The organism is Dolichospermum sp. UHCC 0260 (assembly GCF_009711985.1).
GTDB lineage: Bacteria > Cyanobacteriota > Cyanobacteriia > Cyanobacteriales > Nostocaceae > Dolichospermum > Dolichospermum lemmermannii.
Map to the genome: position 1 here is coordinate 1 of NZ_VIKZ01000054.1, position 17175 is coordinate 17175.

Here is a 17175-nt window from a genome sequence, read left to right on the forward strand (position 1 = left end):
TTCATGTATACGTTTATTGTCGGTGTAGTAATTTTTAATTAAGCTTAGAGATTAAAATTTAATTTCCCAGATATCATTTTATAATTTAACTAAAGTTGATCTCATCCTCACGAGGTTATTATGACAGCTATCACCGTCAACTTAAACCCTATTATCCAATTAAGTGATCAGCAATTTTATCAACTCTGTCGAGAAAATCCTGAAGTCAAATTTGAACGCAATGCCAAAGGAGAAATATTGATTATGTCACCAACAGGAGGAGGAACAGGAAAACGTAATGTGGAAATTGCCGCAGATTTTGTGTTTTGGAATCGTAAATATAAACTAGGGGTTTGTTTCGACTCTTCCACCTGTTTTAAACTTCCCAATGGTGCAAATCGTTCTCCTGATGTTGCTTGGATTAAAAAAGAAAGATGGGATACACTCACACCAGAAGAACAAGAAAAGTTTTCCCCAATTGCCCCAGATTTTGTTTTAGAATTAATGTCACCTAGTGATAGTTTGCAGGAAACGCGAGCAAAAATGCAGGAATATATCAATAATGGAGTTAAATTAGGTTGGTTAATTAATCGAAAAATGCGCCAAGTGGAAATTTATCGTCTTGGTAAACCAGTAGAGATATTAGAATTTCCCCAAGAATTATTAGGTGAAGATATTTTGCCAGAATTTATTTTAAATATGGAAATAATTTGGGGATAGGTTGTTGAAATTCAACAACCGGATCATCTTGGTAAGTCATGGTAATATAATGCTATTATTTACCTGTACTCACAATTCCTGACCATTGCACCTTTTTCTCCCGTTCTCGACGATAAGAAAAGAAATGTTCTGGAGTTTGGAAAGTACAATAGGGAGCGATCGCAATTTGTTGTAAACTAATTCCTAATTGTTCCAATTGCAAAGCATTCACCCGCCGCACATCTAAACAGACCTTTCCCGGTTCTGGATCTTTGATTAAAGGTGAATTCGCTAAATTATGTAAAGCAGCAACTATTTTTTCTGGTTCATAATGTGGTAGAATGGTACTGCCAATTTCCGCAGCTACTTCCACAGAAACTTGGTAAACTTCCCCAGTAATAGCCGGACCCATAGCTACGCGCAAATCTGCTAAATTGCTACCGTGAGATTGCATTCTGGTAATAGCTTCAGGAACAATTTTCGCCGCTGTTCCCCGCCAACCAGCGTGTAAAGCCGCCACCTGTCCAGTTTTGACATCTCCAATCAAAACAGGTGTACAATCAGCAGAAGCCACCCAGACAGCTTGTAACGGTTGCTGACTAATTAAACCATCTGCCAACGCCAAATCATCATCACTGGCATTGACATGATCATCAACCTCCTGGGGAGTTAAAACAGTATTGCCATGCACCTGTTTTAAACGATAAGCTAAAGCCTCTGGTTGTAGTGCCTGAGTTAGTTCATGAGGTAAACGAGGCCAAAACCGTTGGGTAAAGAAACCATGAGACCAGGGTTCTAAAAGATTACAAGTCAGGTAAGGTAGACCTTCCCAATTGTGCCAATGCCAAGTGTGCATCTTTAACCAAACCTCAATAGAAAATTAATTACTTTCAATCAATGCTAACTTGAACAACTGCCAAAAAAGATTTAAAACAATGGTGAACTGTGGTGGAATTTAATCGGCAACTTTTGGTAGATAGCTTAAAAGCAGAATATAAGCATCAAGATTTACCATTCTCTCTACATATTTTTAACACTTTATGTTCCACAAATCAAACCCTGTGGCAACTAATCAACCAAGGAGAAAAACCAGGTTGTGTAGTTATTGCCACCCAGCAAACCGCCGGCAGGGGGCAATGGGGTCGTCAATGGCAGTCTTCTACTGGTGGTCTATATCTTTCAATGGCATTAACACCCAACATGGAAGCTACCAGCAGTTATCAACTCACCTTGGCCAGCGCGTGGGGAATTACAGCGCAATTACGAAAATGTGGTATACCTGTCGGCATAAAATGGCCAAATGATTTAGTATTAGATGGTCGCAAATTAGGAGGCATTTTAACCGAAACCAAAGTCAATCAAGGACATATCACTCAAGCTGTGATTGGTGTTGGCATTAATTGGGCAAATCAAGTTCCAGAAACGGGAATTAATCTGCAATTGTGGCAAAATTCCCAAAATTATCAGATGATTCATCACCTGGAAATGCTTACCTCACAAGTCTTACTAGGAATTAAGTCCGGTATCGAGTGTCTACAGGTAGAAGGAATAAACATCCTCTTATCTCGCTATCTTGATCTACTCACAAATATGGGTGATCAGGTTTATGTCAATAATCTTTTAGGTACAGTAGTTGGAGTAACTCCACAGGGTAATCTCCGGTTAAAAATGACAACTTATGATCCAAAAGCAGCCGTAACACCAGAAATTTTTTGCCAACCAGGTACAATCAGTTTGGGTTATCGTCAAGCTTCTGTTTAATGATTAAATTTGTTAAAAATGTCACTTCATAGGATAGTATATCCAGCATGGAATGATATCATTTCTTTAGACTTATTACACACAACACAAGAGAAAAAATGACGCAGCACCATAAATCTGCCCATAAAAATTTTTACTACGGTGGCACGAGTAAACGTTTTGCTTCTAGACTACCAGCACAAAGCCTCTGTTTGTTAAGTAGCTTTAGTCTTCTTGGTAGCGGATTTGTAACTGCTCAAACTGAAACTGCATCAATAGACAATATTGTTCCCACTATTGAGAATTCCCAACCAGCAGTAGTTACAAATCCAGTTCAGAAAGAAACTATTGTTCCTGAAACAGCCAAGCCACAGCCGGATTTTTCTGACCGACAAGCTAGGCTGAAAAAGAAGCTAAATAGCAAAAGTGTTGCTGAATCTACAGAAGTTGTCAGAGATGCTAAACCCAAAGGTGAAAATACTCAACCTACAGCCAGTGTGAGAATTTCCCAGCCCAAAGGTGAAAATACTCAACCTACAGCTAGTGTGAGGATTTCCCAGCCCAAAGGTGAAAATACTCAACCTACAGCCAGTGTGAGAATTTCCCAGCCCAAAGGTGAAAATACTCAACCTACAGCCAGTGTTAGTGAACCTGACCCATTGGTTAAAAAACTCCCAGAAGTCGCTCAAACAACCAATAATTCGCAAAATACTGTCAAGGATACAGAAAGTAGTCTCAAGGATTATAACAACGCTTATATTGATCCCACTGACTACAAAAATGCAACCACAGATAACTATGAACCGCCCAGTTCTGTAGTCGTCACAGAACGTTCTAGTGGTTGTAGTGCAAATGTAGTTCCAGGGCAAAGTGCTTGTGCTAAAACTACCCAAACTCCTGCCGTGGCTAAGTCTAAAGATTCATCACCGACTTGGCTGAAAAAAAGTGAAACTGCTAAATTACCAATCGTGTCCCCAGTGAGGACAGCCATAACTGCAACCCGCAATCAACGTGAGAATGTTGGTGAAACTGTTGCTACTAGTGTGAGCAAAATTAGTCAACCTCAAAATAATTGGCGGATTTCCAGAACTAACACCAGCAGTCATACAAAGGCTGCCTATCATGCCAATAGCTTTATCCCCAGTCCTAGGGAATTTAGCACAACAAAGGTGAGTTCTATCCCTATTGCTCCCCAAGTAGGTAGTTTACCAGCACCGATGATTGAGGGTAATCTTGCTCCTCGTCCCAGTCTGGTGTCCTATGATTTTTCACTGGCATCTGTATTACCTCAAGTTCCTTATACTAATACCCTGGCTTATCGTGGTGGTGGTGGTTCGGGAATTGTCTTCCCTCTGTCTATGGCTGCACCAATTACGTCTTTATTTGGCTGGCGTGTTCATCCTATCACGGGCGATCGCCGTTTTCACGCTGGTACAGATTTAGGTGCGCCCACGGGAACACCAATTTTAGCAGCGGCTAAAGGTCAAGTAGAATCAGCTAACTGGTTAGGTGGTTATGGTTTAGCCGTAATTATTAATCATAGTTCAGCGCAACAAAGTCTTTACGGGCATATGTCAGAAATCTTTGTTCAACCTGGTCAATGGGTAGAACCTGGAACTGTCATTGGTCGAGTTGGTAGCACTGGTAACTCGAATGGACCTCACCTGCACTTTGAAATCCGTCACCTCACCCAAAATGGATGGGTTGCTGTTGACCCAGGTGTGCAATTAGAAGGTGGCCTTAGCCAGTTGGCACAAGGCACACCAGGCACGAAAACAGCCCAAGCTCGGTAATTTGGCGGAGTGGTCAGTGGTCAGTGGTCAGGGAGGAGGGGAGAAATTTCTTCCTTCTTCCTTCTTCCTCCTGATAGCGAAGCGTGGCGTTAGCCATACTTCTGATAGCGAAGCGTGGCGTTAGCCATACTCCTGACTCCTGACTCCTGACTCCTCTTCTCCTTACAAATATCCGTTTTCTGCTAAGAATGCAGTTGTAATTTCCGCTTGTTGGTGGTGATTATTGCCAGGGGTGAGGAATTTTTCCACGTATTTACCCAGGATATCTCCTTCTAGATTTACCCAACTACCCGCTACTAAATGACTGAGATTGGTTTCGCTGTATGTTAGCGGGATGACGGCGACTGTAAATTGAGATGATTCTGATTGATATTCAGCTACGGTGAGGCTGATACCATTGACAGCAATGCTACCTTTAGGAACTATATAACGAGCGATCGCTTCTGGGGCGACAAAGGTCATTTCCCAGGAACTAGCAGTTTGTTCAGATGTAATTAACTGACCAATTCCATCTACATGACCCATAACAAAATGACCGCCAACTTTACCACCCACCCGTAGTGATGCTTCTAGATTGACGTATCTTTGTTGAATTTCTTCTTTGCCTAATGTTGTGCGTCCTAGGGTTTCCGGTGAAGCGGTGGCAATAAATCCATCTTTTAAGATTTCTTCAACTGTCAAACACACGCCATCTACTGCCACACTATCACCATAGGCCAAGTCATGAATGATCATCTCTGGCTGACTAAGATAATTAATCTGCCACGAATCTCCTGTTAAGGGTTTTATGGTTCCTAAACCTTGAATTAATCCTGTAAACACAGCTTTTGGGAAACTAATTTTATTTATTGCTTAATTTTGGCGGAAATCAACTAATAATTCTCGGAAAAAATGTAAAGCCCGTAAGTTTATTTTTTTCCTGGTTTTGGTAAATGAATATTAACATATTAACATCAATCCCCAGGCATACTTGAATTAGGAGCTAAAAGAAAGATGAAGGATAAAATATGAAGGATCAATAAATGAGTTATTAACAAGGTGTGAAATTAGTTTATTTATACCTGATTTCTATGACACCACAGTAAGAGTCAACTAACCATTAAAAATTCCTAAAAAGCTGGTTTGATTTGCTTTTTTAATTTTTAATTTTTAATTCTTAAATTCGGAAAAAAGTGGATTATTTGTTACATATTTCCAAGCGATTAAAGAACTTTAGAGGCTGAACCAATGATAGAAATGAAAGTCGCTGGTATAGCATTAGATGCGATCACTCGCAGCCCGATTGTGCTTCTGAAGGATGGTTCAGATCGTCGCGCTTTGCCCATTTACATCGGTCAGGAACAAGCAAGAGCAATTATGGGGGCAATGGAAAATCAAAAGCCCCCCCGACCTTTAACCCATGACCTAATCGTGAATATGCTGGAAACATGGAATATGACTTTAGATAAAGTTATTATTCATACCTTACAAAAAGATACCTTTTATGCTGCGTTAATTCTTCAGCAAGGGGATGTCAAAAAAGAAATTGATGTTCGTCCCAGTGATGCGATCGCTATTGCACTCCGCACAAATACTCCCATTTGGGTCATGGAAGAAGTGGTGGCTAATGCTTCTATTCCTGTAGATCGTGATGCTGATGAAGCTGAACAGGAAGCTTTCCGCGAATTTATTTCTAATCTCCGTCCAGAGGATTTAATCAAGCGGTTTGGGAATGGTGACTAGTACCGCAAAGCGGAAGTCAAAAGTCAAAGGTCAAAAGTAATATTGAGCAAGCTTTTTGACGATTGAGGATGGTTGGTTTATTTACGTCCTGCGGTACTAGACTAAGGTTAGGAGTCAGGAGGAATCTTGACTCAACTTGATTCAGAATTTTGTTGGGTTTCCCTGGGTCAACCCAACCTACATTTTTTTAACAACACGGGGTTAAGTACCATAAAAACACAAATTATAAAATATTCCCTCAGATAGATTTTTTAATCGTAATTATTTTCTATCATGACTTGGGTTTTTGTGCTGATGGTGAAATTAAAAATTTCTCCAACACGAAGTAATATTAGAAACATCCTCTAATATTGCGGTCAACTTATTGACAATTTATGGTAGTGGTGATGGGGATTCTGTGGACAAGTTTTCGACAGTGGTTAATGCGGGTAATAACTAATGATGGTTATGGTGGTGTGATAGCTGTGTGTTTGTTATTGCCAGCACTAATTGTCCTTTTTGTGGTGGGTTGGTTAATACTTAATGGTGAATTAGCGAAGTTATATAATTATGCTTTTGCTATTTCCCTTCTTGAGTTTGTTGTAATTATAGTTTTTATTATTTTAATTTGGCAAAGTGCGATAGCAATTGATCGCCTCAGTTATAAAAATCGTCGTGCTGAAGAGGCATTGAAAATTAAGGATGAGAATCTGCAAACTTTTGTCAATGCTAACATTATTGGTATTATTTCTGGTGATATTTATGGTGGCATCCACCAGGCAAACGACGAATTTTTGAGAATTACTGGTTATACAAGGGAAGATTTACTCGCTGGTAATTTAGGTTGGAGGCATCTGACAGCACCGGAATTTTTATATTTAGATGAACAAGCGATCGCTGAATCTCATTCTAGTGCAGATGGTGGTTGTACACCATATCAAAAGGAATATATTCGCAAAGATGGTAGTCGTATTCCTGTGTTAGTTGGTTTTGCCCTCAAGGGGGAAAAACGGGAGAGGTCAACAGCTTTTATCCTGGATTTAAGTGAACGGGAAGCCACACTCAAGGAACTCCGGAAAAGTAAGGAGGATGTATCGGGGCATTTTTGGATATTACGGAGCGGAAACAAGCAGAAAAAGATCGCACTAATTTGATCACTTCTTTGCAAACACAAACTGAGCAGTTACAGAAAGCTAACCAGATGAAGGATGAGTTTCTGGCAGTTTTGTCCCATGAATTGCGATCGCCTCTCAATGCTATAGTCGGTTGGTCTCATTTGCTCAGAACTCGCAAATTTACAGAAGATCAGGTAGCCCAAGGACTAGAAACCATTGAACGCAATGCGAAAATCCAAAATCAGTTAATTGATGATTTGTTGGATATATCCCGCATCATTAGAGGTAAGTTAACCTTTAATCCTCGAAGTTGCAATTTAGTTCCTATTATTAATTCAGCTATGGAAACTGTCTCCCTTGCAGCCCAAGCAAAGGAAATTAATTTGCACTTTGATCCCCATGATGGAGAATTGCCAGATTCAACCTCTGCTGTGATGGTATCCGGTGATAGCGATCGCTTGCAACAGGTGATCTGGAATTTGTTAACCAATGCCATCAAGTTTACACCCCAAGGCGGTAACGTCGAAATTAGGCTGAATAAAGTGGCTATTAGCACCGCAAATTTGTCAAATGATCATGATCAACCCAGAAAATATGCTCAAATTCAAGTAATTGACAATGGAATTGGCATTACTGCTGAGTTTCTCCCCCATGTCTTTGATCGTTTTCGTCAAGCTGATAGTTCCAGCACTAGATCCTATGGTGGACTCGGATTAGGATTATCACTTGTGCGCCATTTAACAGAAATGCATGGTGGTACTGTTCATGTAGAAAGTTTAGGGGGTAGAAACAGCTTGATAATTTCTACCCATAACTATCCATATATTACTGTTTGTCCAAGTCTTCAATAAGTTGATCAACAAAATCCCTCAACCGTTGTTGCCAGTCAGGGACGGTTTTAATTTTTTCCCTGACTCCAGGTAAAACCTTAAATTGCAAGGGTGATTTATCGTAGGCTACTTGATTTTGTGGTTTAAATTTAATCCGAGGCATTGCCAAATCCTAATATGTCTGATATACTAGATATCATAGCCCAACATTGAAGGTCGAATCAATGCTTTTATCATTCAAAACTGCACTAATTCCAAATAACCGACAGATTACAGCTTTTCGCAAGGCTTCTAGAGTCGCTAGACACGCTTACAACTGGGCAAATGCTCAAGTTATAGATATCTTAGCTACTCAAAAAGAAGGCGAAAAACTTAAATTACCATCAGCGATTGACTTGCATAAAAAGTTAGTCGCCGAGGTTAAACCTGAACACGCTTGGTATTACGAAGTTAACAAAAATGTCCCACAAAAGGCGTTAACTGACTTACGCCAAGCATGGGATAGGTGTTTTTCCAAAACATCGAAACAACCCCGATTCAAGAAAAAAGGACAGCACGATTCTTTTTATTTAGAGTCAGGGACTAAGGCGAAACCGTTAATTAAAAACGATGGTAAAAGAATTAAATTACCGTCAATCGGTTGGGTACGATTAGCCATACCTTTACCAATTACCGCAACTCATAACTGTGTAATTTCCCGACAAGCTGATAGATGGTTTATTTCTGTCAAGTACGAGATTGAAAAACCTCCCATACTTGCAGATAGACCGACCATCGGCGTTGACATAGGAATTAAGGAGTTAGCAGTTTGCAGTAATGGTGAAATATTCGAGAATCCTAAAGCCTACCGCCGGATGAGTAAACGCATGAAACGTTTACAGCGTAGCGTTAGCAGGAAAATTAAAGGCTCTAATAATCGTAAAAAAGCTGTGAGAAAATTAGCTAAATTACACGCCAAAGTTTCTAATATTCGCCAGGATTCTATTCACAAATTAACCTACTATCTAGCTAAAAATCACAGCATAATTAAGATAGAAGATTTGCACGTTAAGGCATTTTTGAAAAACCATAAATTAGCGGGTGCTATCGCTGACTGTGGTATGTATGAATTTAAACGGCAATTAGAGTACAAAACTGAGAAGTTTGGCAGTGAATTAATCCTTGTAGATAGATTCTTTCCTAGTTCGCAAATATGCTCTAACTGCGGTAATCATCGTCATAAAATGCCATTAAAAACCCATACTAAACGGCCTAAAAGTATTAGTTGTAGATGACGAAGTTGATAGCCGTGAATTTATTGCTACAGTTCTACAAGAATGCCAAGCGGAAGTTACAGCAGTATCATCAGCCCAAGAAGCTTTGGAAATGCTTACCCTGTGGACACCGGATGTTTTGATTAGTGATATTGGGATGCCAGGGGAAAATGGTTATTCATTAATTCGTAAAGTGCGATCTTTATCCCCTGAAAAGGGCAGAGATATTCCCGCAGCCGCATTGACAGCTTATGCTAGGGTAGAGGACAGGATGCAAGCCATACAAGCAGGATTTCAATTACATTTGCCCAAACCCATTGAACCAGTGGAATTAGCTACAGTTGTCGCCAGTCTGGTTAGACGCAATCTTCTGCATCCTGATTCATAGCCATAAACCTGGAATTTTGTGTTTAACTGCACCAGATCGAGATATAATTCATTGTCAATCAATAAAATCTCAAAACCTATTTTTTTGCATTCCATAAAAAAAATTTTCAGAACAGGCACTACTTTTGATTAAATCCGTCAAATATAGCAGATTACAGATTAATTAGGTACAGAATCTAAATTCAAAGCCATACAGCAAGTCAGTTTTACTCCTGACTCGGTGACTCGGTGACTCGGTGACTCCTGACTCATACTATATCATTGCCATAATTTCAAATTAAAATGAAATTCAATTTCTATTCATTTGGTTTTCAGAAAATACTGAAAAAGTCATTTCTGCCCTTGTTTTTAATTTCCTTACTCATAGTTTTATGGGGAAACACCTTTACACCTGTAACAGCCCAAACATCACGGCAAGAAATTCGTGGTGTATGGATGACAAATAATGATCTTGATATTCTTAAAGATAGGACTAAAGTTCAGGAAGCAGTCACACAACTCCAAAAACTCAATTTTAACACTATCTATCCCGTAGTTTGGAATTCTGGTTATGTCATGTATCCTAGTGAAGTAGCCAAGCGGTTAGAAATCCAACCGTTTGTCTTTCAAGGTTTAGATGGACATGATATTCTTGCCGATTTAATTAATAAATCTCATCGGCAAAATTTACTGGTAATTCCTTGGTTTGAATTTGGGTTTATGACTCCTCCCAGTTCAGAATTAGCAATGAATAAACCAGAATGGTTAACACAAAAAAAAGATGGTAATCAAACATCTATTAGTGCCGGCGGTGAGGTTTCATGGTTAAATCCGTTTCATCCAGAAGTACAACAGTTTATTAGCGATTTGCTTGTAGAACTTACTAACAAGTATGATCTTGATGGTATCCAATTTGATGATCACATGAGTTTACCTTCTGAATTTGGTTACGATAAATATACGGTTGCCTTATATCAAGAAGAAACTAAAAAAATGCCACCCAGTGATCCTCAAAACCCAGAATGGGTAAATTGGCGGGCAAATAAAATTACAGAATTCATGGTGAGACTTAATCAAACAGTCAAACAAATCAAACCGAAAATGATTTTTTCTGTTTCTCCTAATTACTATAATCATGCCTATAAATTTCAACTCCAAGATTGGTTGAACTGGGTACGATTAGACATAGTAGATGAGTTAATTGTGCAAGTTTATAAGGAAAATTTAGATCATTTTATTGGCAAGCTTTCCCGTCCAGAAATGGAAGAAGTAAAACAAAAAATTCCTGCGGGAATCGGTGTTATGGCAGGTTTAAGAACTAAACCCGTATCAATTCAACAGATTCAATCTCAAGTTCGTGCCGCCCAACAACGGGGACTGGGTGTAGCTTTTTTCTATTATGAAAGTCTTTGGAATACTGCACCAGAAGCATCAAGAGAACGTTTGGCTGGATTTAAAAGTTTATTTCCATATCCGGCATTACGAACGGCAGTGGAGTCTGGGGAAGGGGAAACAAAAGTAGAGTCAGTGCCATGGGAAACGAATCTAACTGTGACTGACAAAATACCATTTTAGTGTTTAAGCTTCCCCGGTCTGAAGACGCGGGGATTTCTGAAGAGTCCATAAAAGAACTTTCGTAGGCTGACTTAAACAACCTCTACCTACTCCAATTAAGTCAAACTTAAATATCGCAGCTACTTTTCTGATTATGTTGACCGCACCGTTGCAATCTGCATTAATTTTTGTGCCGTCCTGAGAACAGTACAAACCCCGGCTAATTCTTTTCCTTGATTTTAGCTACAGATTTGTTATACCACTGGTTGATGCTTTTTAAATGTAGTCCGTCAACTATAAAGGATGTACCAATATTAGAAACACAAGTTAACCAATTATTTAACCCGTGGTCAATTCCTAATACTTTTGATGCGTACACCTCGGAGCTTTTAATATCTTGTTGGTAAACAAATTCTGCATAAAAGCATCTGTTCCTTGGCAGGATACGGACTTCTCTTATTGATTTATAGTCCAGATTTGAGGGCATAGGGATATAAAAAGCGTCTATTCCAAACCACGCTTTTACCTTACTACCTAAAGGGAATCTCAATATTCCGTCCTTTAATTTTAAAGAACGCCCCGTAAAGGTTGCAATAGACATTACACTTTTACAGTAATTTGGTGGTTTAGGTTTTTGAGTTACCGTACCTTCTTTTATGCCTTTTAAAAGTCCAAAGTAAGACTTAAAAGATTCTGCAACAGTAGTTAAAATCTGTTGTGCTGTGTCCGAGTACAAAGCTTGATAATGGGCGTTTTTTTGGATAGTTCTTAATTGTTTATGCAGGTCGGCTTTAGTTGGTATCTTGCCAGTTTTAAAATATAACTGACGAGAATAGTAAACACCGCAATTTGTCAGCTTTTTAGCTTCAGTACAAACATATTCCAATATGGCTTTTAAATCCTTATTCGGGCTAATTAATATCTGTTGGCAGCCGTACACAATTATTTTTACCTGTGTTATTTTCTTGACTTTTCCAATATAACTGAAACTGAGTTAGATTCTATTTGTCAATAGCAACGAGAAAACAACATGAAAACCACTTTGGAGTTTAGAACAAGCAACCATTCTAAAGGCAACGCTGTAGTTCATCTAGTCTGGATTCCCAAACGAAGAAGGAAGGTTTTATCTGGAGAGATAGCCAAGCGTCTTCGACAAATAATCAATGATTTAGCTCAAGAGAAGGATTGGGACGTTTTGGCTTTAGAAGTCGCGCCAGATCATGTCCATTTGTTTGTAGAGCATCAACCGGATATAGCCATTAACCAAGTTATTAAGGCGTTTAAAGGTCGGTCATCTTATCTATTGAGAAAAGAGTTCCCGGAGTTATTAAAACTTCCTAGCCTATGGACTAACAGTTATTTTTATTCGACGGCAGGTCAGGTTTGGGCAGATACAATTAGACGATACATAGAAGACCCGCATCATGGTTGAGAATCTTGATTGCGAATAAATAGAGCCTCCGGCACGCTCCGCGAACGCCGTTGGCACTTCCTCCACGCATCTATTGCCAAGTGGCTTCCGTGCCTTTCGTTCTATTTGGTGAAGGCAAAAACCAGAAATTAGCGGTAAATTGAAATTTAGGAATTAGTTTGTAAATAATCAATTGCGGCTGCTAATTTGTGAGGATAACTTTCAGCAAATCTTTCAAACCATAATCCTTCTGATGATAATGGATCTAATTTAGCTAACCATTGTTTAGCAGTTTTTTCTAAAGCTGCTTTTTGTTTAGCTTGAAGTTTTTCTTGACGAATTTTCTCCTGTGTTAATTCTTCTTGTTTTTGCAGTGCCTCAGCCGCATCTTTTGCCAAAATATCAGCTTGTACATCTGCTAATAAGTATAAGATCCCCGACTTCTGTTTTCATCAAATTATGAATTGATGTGAAAGTTGGGGGATCATTTTTAATTTTTAATTCACGACGGTAATAGTACCGCAAGGCGGAAGTCAAAAGTCAAAAGCAATATTCAGCAAGCTTTTTTAATTTTTAATTGTTAATTTTTAATTCCGCCTTGCGGTGCTAGTCATTAATGGCATTGAGGAGAACTTCTGATAAACTCATATCTTCCATATCATCCATTGTGATAGTGTCGCAAATATCAAACTTAGCACCTGCACTTTGCAATTCATCATCCAAGATTTTCAAAAAGCGGGTAGCTTGAGCATCATTACCGACTTGAATAAAGGAAATAGCTAATTCTTCATCTCTATCCAGACGACGAGAAACTTCAATAATTACCTTCATGACGGCTTTGCGATCATCTGGTTCACCGTCAGTAACTACTAAAATTGTTTCCCCATTGGGTTGACTTTTACTAGAGGCTTTACGTTGTAGATAATCATCAGTAGCGTGTTTCAAAACACCCGCTAAATCTGTTGTTCCTGAAGGATCATTTTCTTGAAAAATTTGTGTTACTTTAGCAGATGTGACATTTTCATAACGTTTAAATTTCCCAGAAAATAAGTAAATAGTAATGCCATCTGGATCAAGTTGTTCACATTTACTTGCTAATGCAAAAGTAGATTCTTGTGCTGTTGCCCATCTAGTTCTACCACCTTTTTGATCTGGGGTAGCCATGCTACCGCTTTTATCAATAATTAAGGTGTAATCACGGTTTTCTAGCATGACTAAACTCTCCAGATATTAGGAATTTTTGTTAATTAATCAGTGATGGCATTCATTAAAACATCAGCTAAACTCATGTCTTCTAAATCATCTAAAGTTACGGTATCACAAATATCGAATTTAGCACCAACACTTTGTAATTGATCATCTAAGGCTTTAAGAAATTTGGTGGCTTGAGGATCTGAACCGACTTGAATCATGGAAATTCCTAATTCTTCATCTTTTTCCATTTGTTGGGTAGCACGAATGATAATTTCAAATACGGCTTTGCGATCATCTGGTTCACCGTCAGTAATGACTAAAATCGTTTCTCCATTAAGTTTTGTTGTCCCAGCGGCTTTGCGCTGAAAGTAGTTATTTAGGGCATCTTGGAGGACACTTCCTAAGTTAGTCGTACCGGATGGATCATTTTCCTGAAATATCTGGGCAACTTTAGCAGCAGTAACATTTTCATAACGTTTAAATCTGCCGGAAAAAACGTAAACTGTAATGCCATCAGGATCAAATTCTTCACACTTTCTGGCTAAAGCAATGGTAGATTCTTCAGCTATCTTCCATCTAGTTCTTCCACCCGCTTGGTCGGGTGTGGACATACTACCGCTTTTGTCAATAATTAAGGTATAGTCACGATCGCTCATCATAATCTTCCTATTGTCATTTTTCTATCTCTAGTTTAACCGTTAAGTATGAATACAGCAGGAATAAAGGAGTCAGGAGTCAGGAGTCAGAATGAAGAAGGAAGAATGAATAAGGAGTAAAACTGGCTTGCTGTCTGGCTTTGAATTTAGATCCTGTACCTCATTAATCTGCAATCTGCTGTGATTCATCCGTCCTTATCTGCGTTTATCTGCGTTTATCTGCGTTTGATTATTCTTAAATTCTAATTCTATGCAGCTTGATCTTAATTACGAATTACCAACTTTTGCTTTAGGATAAGCAATGCGTTTGTGATGAAATTGTTGCCAAACATCCACAAATATTTGGGCAATTTTTGGCATTTCTTCTCTTGTCAAGCCCGAATCTATTAATTGTTCATCTTGCCATTTTGCTTTGAGAATATTATTCAGCATATTCAATGCTTTTTCTGGAGTTGCATCTTTAAGACTGCGTAATGCGGCTTCACAAGAATCCGCTAACATGACGATTCCTGTTTCCCGTGATTGGGGGATAGGACCATCATAACAAAAATCTGCTTTATCTACGATGATATGGGGATTTTCTTGGGCTATTTGTTGGGCTTGGTGATAAAAATAAGCGATCGCCATTGTGCCTTGATGTTCGGGAATAAAAGCCTGAATTGCCGTTGGTAAACTGTGTTTCTTCGCCATTACTACCCCTTCCGTCACGTGCTTTTTAATCAATTCGGCACTTTTCCAAGGATCTTGAATTTCTGTTTCATGTTTATTGGGACTGCCAATTTGATTTTCAATAAATCCCAAAGGATCATGCATTTTGCCAATATCATGATATAGAGTTCCCGCCCTAACCAACTCTACATTACATCCCAATTGTTTAGCCGCAGCTTCAGCCAAAGTAGCCACTAATAAAGTATGTTGAAAAGTTCCTGGAGTTTCCGTAGCTAGTCGCTTTAATAATGGGCGGTTGGGATTAGCTAATTCTGCCAAGCGGATAGGAGTAATCACATCAAATAATGTTTCTAAATAAGGACTTAAACCCAAAGCCACAATACTCCAAGACAAGCCAGATACAGCAAACAGACCTGCTTCTTGGAAGATATACCAACCCGAACCAAATACCCCACCTGTGAGGATTTTTAATAGTAAGAATACACCACCTTGGGTTAAGGCAGAGACAACACCTAATAATGCTAATTCTTCACGCGATCGCAATCTATGAGCGACATAACTACTTAACATTCCCCCCATAGCCCCAGCCAACAATACCAGAATATTTGTATCTGTGGTAATTGGGAGTATCAGCGACAATAACCCTACTACTGTTATCCCTACAGTTGGTCCATAGAAACTGCCTAATAATAAACCAATAGCACTCCAAGTAGTATAGGGTAAACTCATTGCCAATACTCCAGGAACACTGAGGCTAAGAAGTAAAACTAATAGGCGATCGCGTTGTCGCAAATAGTTATGACTTTTTCTTTCTATCCAGACAAAAATCTGAATTCCTCCAGTAACAACCATACCGACAATTGTTAAACCCATCCAATTCACTTGGCGGCCAATCAGGCGATAATGTTCTAATACCTGAAATTTCCATTTAGTAATTTTTTCTCCTTTACTAACAATTACCTCTGCTTTTTTCACCCGGATCATTACAGATGGTATTTGATTAGCTACCAGTTCATCTTGTTGTTTTGTTTGGGCTTCGTCTTGTTTAATATTTGGTTGTAGTACAGCTAATAATAATTTTGTTGCTAGGGGTTCAGCTTCACTAGGTACAGATGATTGCACTTGCAAATTAACTGCATTATTCAAAATAGTTTTAGGTAATCCAGCATATATACCTTGGGCAAGAATTCGCTCGGCAATTTTATGAATTCCAGCTTGTGTTTTTAACCAATCATCATCAGTTAAATCTAAAATAATAGGTTCTGTATAAAAATTTTTAAGTTGTCCAGTTTCTATTTGTGATGCTTTCTCAATTGCTTGATTATATTTTTGTCTAACTTGAGAGATTTTGGTAATCAATGCTGAAAAATTAGATTCTGATCCAGTAAATTGATAAGCTTCTAGTTCTGATAATGCTTGAATAAAACTAGCTTCATCACTCTGCTTTCCATAAATAGGAAAAGGTTTAGACAATTGCAATACCGGAAAATTTGATGATATTTGTGGAGACAACAAAAATTTTGAATTTTGTTTTTTTAAATTTTGTTTTCTATTATTTTCTAAAGTTACTTTCAGCTTTTGCCATTCTGATTCAGGAAAAGTCCTAAGATAACGTTGAATAGAAATTGATAAAACGGCAGGATCAAAAAATGGAAACCCGTCAACTATATCCCTAAGTTCATTAGTTGTATCTAAAAATTTTTCCACCTGTTCATTAATTTGTTCATTTATATGGTTATCAATCATGAGAACAGGCACAGATTTATCTATAGCATCTTTTCGTTTCTGTTCTGTTTCTTGCTGATCTTCAACATCATCTGTGAAAGGAGCAGTAAATGTTTGTAAAGCAATATTATCAACTTTCATTCTTGGTTGGTTATATAAACCATGTCCCATTACACTTGTGAGTGATAAGATTGCCAATACCAAAATTATTGAAGAGCGTTTTTGATGTATCCATAGAAGAATAAATTTATCAATACCACGAGTTTTCTTAACTAATTTAACAGTTGATTGTTGTGTCTGTCTCTGTTTGCCTTGTTTTCCTTGATGACTATTTGCTGATAAATACAGAAGTAGATTTTTTAGAAAATTCCCATGCAGTTTATGCTGATACTTTCCTTTTCGGAATAGCACTTTATACTGCCGCTGCCATTGCCTCAGTTGCTGGCTCAAGGATTGCAAAAATCGCTGCGTTTTCATCTTTCCTTCCGCG

At 38.5% G+C, this 17175-nt stretch carries 16 protein-coding genes and 2 pseudogenes; 10 read left to right on the forward strand and 8 right to left on the reverse strand.

The window, feature by feature from the left end; translation table 11 throughout:
* The first annotated feature begins 120 nt into the window (after positions 1-120).
* Positions 121-699: a Uma2 family endonuclease gene (locus tag FJR08_RS18280; protein WP_168634130.1), complete on the forward strand. Its 579-nt coding sequence runs from the start codon at positions 121-123 to the stop codon at positions 697-699.
* Positions 700-754: 55 nt separating this feature from the next.
* On the opposite strand, the gene pgeF is transcribed toward FJR08_RS18280, so the two are convergent.
* Complete coding sequence (gene pgeF / locus FJR08_RS18285) at positions 755-1534, reverse strand: peptidoglycan editing factor PgeF (RefSeq protein ID WP_168634131.1); 780 nt, start codon at positions 1532-1534, stop codon at positions 755-757.
* Positions 1535-1626: 92 nt separating this feature from the next.
* Here pgeF and FJR08_RS18290 point away from each other — a divergent pair, with 92 nt between their 5' ends.
* Together FJR08_RS18290 and FJR08_RS18295 are read left to right on the forward strand one after the other, a co-directional pair.
* Positions 1627-2439 (forward strand): biotin--[acetyl-CoA-carboxylase] ligase, encoded by an 813-nt coding sequence (locus FJR08_RS18290; RefSeq protein WP_168634145.1) that lies wholly within the window; start codon positions 1627-1629, stop codon positions 2437-2439.
* A 98-nt stretch (positions 2440-2537) separates the two neighbouring features.
* The gene (locus FJR08_RS18295; protein WP_168634132.1) at positions 2538-4211 is read left to right on the forward strand and encodes a peptidoglycan DD-metalloendopeptidase family protein; all 1674 of its coding nucleotides are present in this window, start codon (positions 2538-2540) and stop codon (positions 4209-4211) included.
* 162 nt (positions 4212-4373) lie between these two features.
* On the opposite strand, the gene FJR08_RS18300 is transcribed toward FJR08_RS18295, so the two are convergent.
* Positions 4374-5033 carry a riboflavin synthase gene (locus FJR08_RS18300; protein WP_168634133.1) on the reverse strand — a complete coding sequence of 220 codons (660 nt, stop codon included), beginning with the start codon at positions 5031-5033 and terminating at the stop codon, positions 4374-4376.
* Positions 5034-5438: 405 nt separating this feature from the next.
* Between FJR08_RS18300 and FJR08_RS18305 the strand changes: the two genes are divergently transcribed.
* The 3 genes from FJR08_RS18305 (at position 5439) to FJR08_RS23760 (ending at position 7878) form a co-directional block, all read left to right on the forward strand.
* Entirely contained in the window at positions 5439-5933 is a 495-nt protein-coding gene (locus FJR08_RS18305) for a bifunctional nuclease family protein (RefSeq protein WP_015081458.1), read from the forward strand.
* A 374-nt stretch (positions 5934-6307) separates the two neighbouring features.
* Positions 6308-7066, forward strand: a complete 759-nt coding sequence (locus FJR08_RS23755) for a PAS domain S-box protein (protein WP_254435795.1) — start codon at positions 6308-6310, stop codon at positions 7064-7066.
* The gene (locus tag FJR08_RS23760; protein ID WP_254435796.1) at positions 7018-7878 is read left to right on the forward strand and encodes a sensor histidine kinase KdpD; all 861 of its coding nucleotides are present in this window, start codon (positions 7018-7020) and stop codon (positions 7876-7878) included. The genes FJR08_RS23755 and FJR08_RS23760 overlap by 49 nt, the downstream gene beginning before the upstream one ends.
* Here the strand turns inward: FJR08_RS23760 and FJR08_RS18315 are convergent.
* A complete protein-coding gene (locus FJR08_RS18315; protein ID WP_168634134.1) occupies positions 7853-8020 on the reverse strand; it encodes a hypothetical protein in 168 nt (55 codons plus the stop codon). The genes FJR08_RS23760 and FJR08_RS18315 overlap by 26 nt on opposite strands.
* 61 nt (positions 8021-8081) lie before the next feature.
* On the opposite strand from FJR08_RS18315, the gene FJR08_RS18320 reads away from it, so the two are divergent.
* The 3 genes and pseudogenes from FJR08_RS18320 (at position 8082) to FJR08_RS18330 (ending at position 11051) form a co-directional block, all read left to right on the forward strand.
* Positions 8082-9131, forward strand: a complete 1050-nt coding sequence (locus FJR08_RS18320; protein WP_254435797.1) for a transposase — start codon at positions 8082-8084, stop codon at positions 9129-9131.
* Positions 9094-9498 (forward strand): annotated as a pseudogene (locus FJR08_RS18325) (response regulator); the annotation flags it as partial. The gene FJR08_RS18320 and the pseudogene FJR08_RS18325, both read left to right, overlap by 38 nt.
* 281 nt (positions 9499-9779) lie before the next feature.
* The gene (locus FJR08_RS18330; RefSeq protein WP_168634135.1) at positions 9780-11051 is read left to right on the forward strand and encodes a glycoside hydrolase family 10 protein; all 1272 of its coding nucleotides are present in this window, start codon (positions 9780-9782) and stop codon (positions 11049-11051) included.
* A 199-nt stretch (positions 11052-11250) separates the two neighbouring features.
* Here the strand turns inward: FJR08_RS18330 and FJR08_RS18335 are convergent, their stop codons facing one another.
* Positions 11251-11916, reverse strand: a complete 666-nt coding sequence (locus FJR08_RS18335; protein WP_254435798.1) for a transposase — start codon at positions 11914-11916, stop codon at positions 11251-11253.
* Positions 11917-12060: 144 nt separating this feature from the next.
* Between FJR08_RS18335 and tnpA the strand changes: the two genes are divergently transcribed.
* Positions 12061-12462: an IS200/IS605 family transposase gene (gene tnpA, locus FJR08_RS18340; RefSeq protein ID WP_168634136.1), complete on the forward strand. Its 402-nt coding sequence runs from the start codon at positions 12061-12063 to the stop codon at positions 12460-12462.
* Between the two features lie 146 nt (positions 12463-12608).
* On the opposite strand, the pseudogene FJR08_RS18345 reads toward tnpA, so the two are convergent.
* From FJR08_RS18345 to FJR08_RS18360, 4 genes and pseudogenes are all read right to left on the reverse strand, one after another.
* Positions 12609-12866: pseudogene (locus FJR08_RS18345) on the reverse strand (salt stress protein, Slr1339 family); the annotation flags it as partial.
* A gap of 181 nt (positions 12867-13047) precedes the next feature.
* Positions 13048-13653 (reverse strand): VWA domain-containing protein, encoded by a 606-nt coding sequence (locus FJR08_RS18350; protein ID WP_148765217.1) that lies wholly within the window; start codon positions 13651-13653, stop codon positions 13048-13050.
* A gap of 35 nt (positions 13654-13688) precedes the next feature.
* Complete coding sequence (locus tag FJR08_RS18355; protein WP_168634137.1) at positions 13689-14294, reverse strand: VWA domain-containing protein; 606 nt, start codon at positions 14292-14294, stop codon at positions 13689-13691.
* 264 nt (positions 14295-14558) lie between these two features.
* Positions 14559-17162, reverse strand: coding sequence for an HD family phosphohydrolase (locus FJR08_RS18360; protein ID WP_168634138.1), 2604 nt, complete (start codon positions 17160-17162; stop codon positions 14559-14561).
* Between the last annotated feature and the right edge of the window lie 13 nt (positions 17163-17175).